Annotated in this window: 4 protein-coding genes and 1 pseudogene; all 5 read right to left on the bottom strand. The window is 70.2% G+C overall.

The genetic code is table 11. The features are described from left to right. A pseudogene (locus AC08OO_RS02850) lies at nt 1–257 on the bottom strand (methylmalonyl-CoA mutase); the annotation flags it as partial. Between the two features lie 92 nt (nt 258–349). Beyond that, entirely contained in the window at nt 350–1,609 is a 1,260-nt protein-coding gene (locus AC08OO_RS02845) for a type IV toxin-antitoxin system AbiEi family antitoxin domain-containing protein (RefSeq protein ID WP_476608763.1), read from the bottom strand. A 258-nt stretch (nt 1,610–1,867) separates the two neighbouring features. After that, nucleotides 1,868–2,719, bottom strand: coding sequence for a sulfite exporter TauE/SafE family protein (locus tag AC08OO_RS02840; protein WP_476608764.1), 852 nt, complete (start codon nt 2,717–2,719; stop codon nt 1,868–1,870). Nucleotides 2,720–2,791: 72 nt separating this feature from the next. Further along, nucleotides 2,792–3,247: a tellurite resistance TerB family protein gene (locus AC08OO_RS02835; RefSeq protein WP_011437394.1), complete on the bottom strand. Its 456-nt coding sequence runs from the start codon at nt 3,245–3,247 to the stop codon at nt 2,792–2,794. A gap of 92 nt (nt 3,248–3,339) precedes the next feature. Further along, nucleotides 3,340–3,765: phosphoinositide-specific phospholipase C-related protein (locus AC08OO_RS02830; RefSeq protein ID WP_476618211.1), on the bottom strand; the 426-nt coding region annotated here is incomplete at its 5' end.

Below are 3,765 nucleotides of genomic sequence, written 5' to 3'. Positions count from 1 at the left end.
CGCCCACCCCGCACGAACGGGGCGAACCCCGGCAGGCCCACCCCGCCGGCGGGGGTGTTCTCGGCGATGTAGAGCGGACGGATCCGCAGACCGTCGTAGGTCCGCGTGGCCAACAGCTCCTCGACTTCGCCGGGAGTAGTCGCCTCGGTCGCCACGCCGGACTTGCGCAGCACCTGCAGGACGAGCGTCTGCCAATCGGCGCGCGTCGCCTCCGGAAAGTCTGCGGCCAGCGACAACCCGGCCGATGGAACGCTCATGTTCCGGATCGTAGGCCCGGGGGGCCCAGGCGGCCTGGAATGTACTTCCCGTCACAACGCCTTGCGCGCGTTTCGCCGGATCGTGTCCCTGCTCACGATGCCCACAGCCGCTCAGCCACCGCGGCTGTGCCGGCGGCGGACGCCTCGGCGACCACTCTGGACGCCTCGGCCCGCTCGGCCGCCCGCGCCGCCAGGACCCGGGTCACCGCCGAGACGACCCGCTCCGGATGCCAGGTCACGTCGGCCACGCTGAAGCGCAGCACCGTCCAGCGCAGCGCGGCGAGGATGTTGCCGCGATGACGGTCCTGGTAGATCATCGCCGGCGGGCTGGTGGCCGAGAAGGTGTCCGCCTCCACGTCGAGTCGCTGCGCAGGCCAGGCGAGATCCAGCCGGGTGATGATCTGGCCAGTCCCGTCCATGACCGGCCACTGCAATTCCACGGGCGCGAGCCCGTTGTCGGCCAGCAGCAGCCGCAGCCGGGTCTCCAGGGGGGTCTCGGCCCGGCCGTCGGCCAGCGACCACCAGTCGGTCGTCTGCCGGAAACCGCGCCGCCCCTCGGCTGCCGCCCGTGCCCCCGCCAGGCTCGGCACCAGGCCGCGGTGCAGGGCTGCGTCCAGGTGGGCGACCGCCACCTCACGCGACTGGGCGGCCAGCACGAGATCCGCCAGCGTCCGCTCCGGCGAGGTGAGTGGGATCCCACCCAGCTCGACGCGCTGGTCGACGTCGAGATCGCTGAAGTGCAGCCGGATCCCGCGCGGCTGGGCCCGGGTCTGCCGAGCCGGAAGAAGAAGGTGCACGGGTTCGGCGGAGCTTTCCGGAACCTCGAGCGGAAAACCGTGGAGCCGGGCGGCGGTGATCCCGCAGACGACGGCTCGGGGACGCCCGATGAGCGCGGCCCGTACCCGTGCCGAAAATGGCGAGAAGAAGACCGGGAGAATCGGCGTTGTATTTTCACCGCCGACGACCGACGCCGCGTGTCCGGGGCCTGCGGTGATGGCACCATGGCGCTTTCTTCGTCGGCACGCGACGTCGTTCCGGACAAGTCCGGCGGATTCCTTCTCCCGGATTTCAGAATGCTCGGCGCGCCGCCGGCCCCCCGGCCGCGGGACGTCGTCGACGGAGCCGGGGAGCTCCGTCGGGCCGAGAGGTACGACGAAGACACCGCGCACCGGATGGCTCCACTGGCCAGAGTGGACGAGCTGGCGCAGCTGGCCGCGGGTCAACCCAGCGGCCATCGCCTGCCGGTAGGTGATCGCACCCCCCTGGCGACCGGCGATGCGGACCGCGGGGTCGAAACCTGGATAGCGCACGGGACGGGTCGGCGGGGACGAGGCCGAAGCGGAAAACGTCATGGACCGAGAATCCATCAGGTAGCCCCGGTAATCCAGCGCCGCAGGCCACCTGTGGATAACTCCTCACAGGAGGACGACGAACGTAGGGCCCACCGGTAACCCAGCCGGCTGTCACCGGAACCATTTCCTCAAGCTGGCTTAGGAAGAGTAGCCGCTACCTGGCCGAGTTGCTTGCGCGAATGTACGATAACGACGGCGTGCACCGTCCGATAACGTAAGATAGTCCACGGACGGCCGGTTCAACGGACGGCCGGCTGGTCAGCCACGGATCAGCAACGCGATCGCCACGATCGCACCGAGCGTGATGACCACGCCACGTAGAACGTTCGGTCGTAGCCGGCGGGCCACCCGGGCACCGATCGTCCCACCGAGCAGGGATGCGACCACGAGGATGCCGGCGAACCCCCACGAGGCCTTCGCGGTGACCAGGAAGACCGCCACTCCCACCGCGTTGGCCCCGAACGCGAGCAGCGTCTTCAGCGCGTTGGTGCGCTGCAGGTCGTCGGTGAGCAGAATGCCCAGCACCCCAAGGAGCAGCACCCCAAGCCCCGCGCCGAAATACGATCCGTAGGCTCCCGCGACGAAGATCCCGAGCCGAGTCGGCCAGGTCACCCGGTCGGAGGCGAGCGAACCGGAGGCGGGCGACAGCAATGCGGCCGCGGGCGAACCGGATGGCCCGGATGGCGCCGACTCCGGCGGCCCGCCACCCGCCGCCGTGCTGGCTCTCCGGCGTGCCACCACGGCCGCGAGCCGGGACTGAGCCGCCAGGAGCAGACAGGAGACCAGCACCAGGTACGGAACCAGCGCCCGGAAGCTGTCGGAGGGCGTGGCCAGCAGCACAACGGCGCCGGCCAGACCGCCGAGCAGAGCCGGCGGTCCCAGGGCACGCAGCCGGACGGCCTGCCCGGCAAGCTCGCGGCGGTAGCCCAGCGCCCCACCGGCGTACCCGGTGACCAGCCCCACCGATGAGGTGATGTTGGCGGTCAGCGCCGGCAGACCGGTGGCGAGCAGCGCCGGGAAGGCGATCAGGGTCCCGCCGCCCGCGATCGTGTTCACCGCGCCCGCGAGCAGACCCGCCCCGCCCGCGAGCAGGGCATCGGCTGGTCCCACGTGTCCTCTATGCCGGTGGAAGGGTGACGGGGTGACGGGGTGACGGGTTCGGCGCAGTGCGGCCGGTCCGGCTCAGAGGTCGAACTCCTCCGGGTTGATGCCGACCGCGAAGCACGCCTCCCGCACGACGGCCTGCTCCGTCTTGTCGAAGTTGCCATCGGCCCCGCCGATGACGATCCCGATCTGGATGACCGCTCTGGCCTCCGCCGGCTTCTTCTTCGTCTTCCCGATCTCCTGGAGGATGGAGACCTTGCCGAACTCGAAATCGGCCTGCAGCTTGCCGACATAGTCGTTGAAGCGACGCTGGAGATCATCCGCGGGAAAGTTGTTGAGCACGTCGTTGGAGATGATCAGCGCGGCGACCCGCTGCCGCTCGGCCGGGTCGATGGTCCCGTCCGCCGCGGCGACCAATGCGCACATCGCCATGCTGGCATCGCGGAAGGCACCGCTCTTCAGGTCGTTTTTCTTGGCGTTCAGCTGGCCCTGCATCGTCTGGGCGGACTGACGCAGCTGGTTCCAGATCGGCACCTGGGCTCCCTCGCACGGTGACGTATCACTAGATGGTTCCTCGCAGGTCAACGCATGACCGCCCGGACATGCTCCCACCGGCTGGCCGAGGGTCAGGAACCGGCACCGCCGCGAACGCGGTTGAGCCGGTCCACCGCCGCCTGCGCGTCACCGATCGTGGCGAAGTCGACCGCGACGAACGTCGGGATCCGCCCGCGCTCCTGGCGACAATGCTGTGCCCGGGTGAACACGGTCTCGGCGGCGTTCGCGCCGAGGGCGGCACGGCGGCTGGGCGCGGCGGCGGTGAGCCAGTGGTTCATCAGGAGCAGCGAGGCACCGTCCACGCCCCGGTTGCGGGCGCAGGTCCGCAGATCCTCGGGTTTCTTCGCATCGAACGGAGTGTCCTCGGCGTACCGGTAGAAGCTGCGCAGGAACGTGCCCGGCAGGTCCTGCCGCTCGGTGAAGACCACCAGGCGTCGGCCCGAGGCAACCATCTCGCGCAGGGTCGGCCATCGGCCATGCGGATCCTCCGGCGGCGT

This window comes from Frankia sp. CeCAU1, assembly GCF_977971845.1.
Note: the sequence above shows the minus strand (reverse complement) of the source record. Positions and strands in the feature narration are given on the sequence as shown.

Bases quoted from the DNA above. Each gene is read 5' to 3' on its own strand.
- AC08OO_RS02845 (WP_476608763.1), bottom strand. From the start codon at position 1,609: ATGACGTTTTCCGCTTCGGCCTCGTCCCCGCCGACCCGTCCCGTGCGC.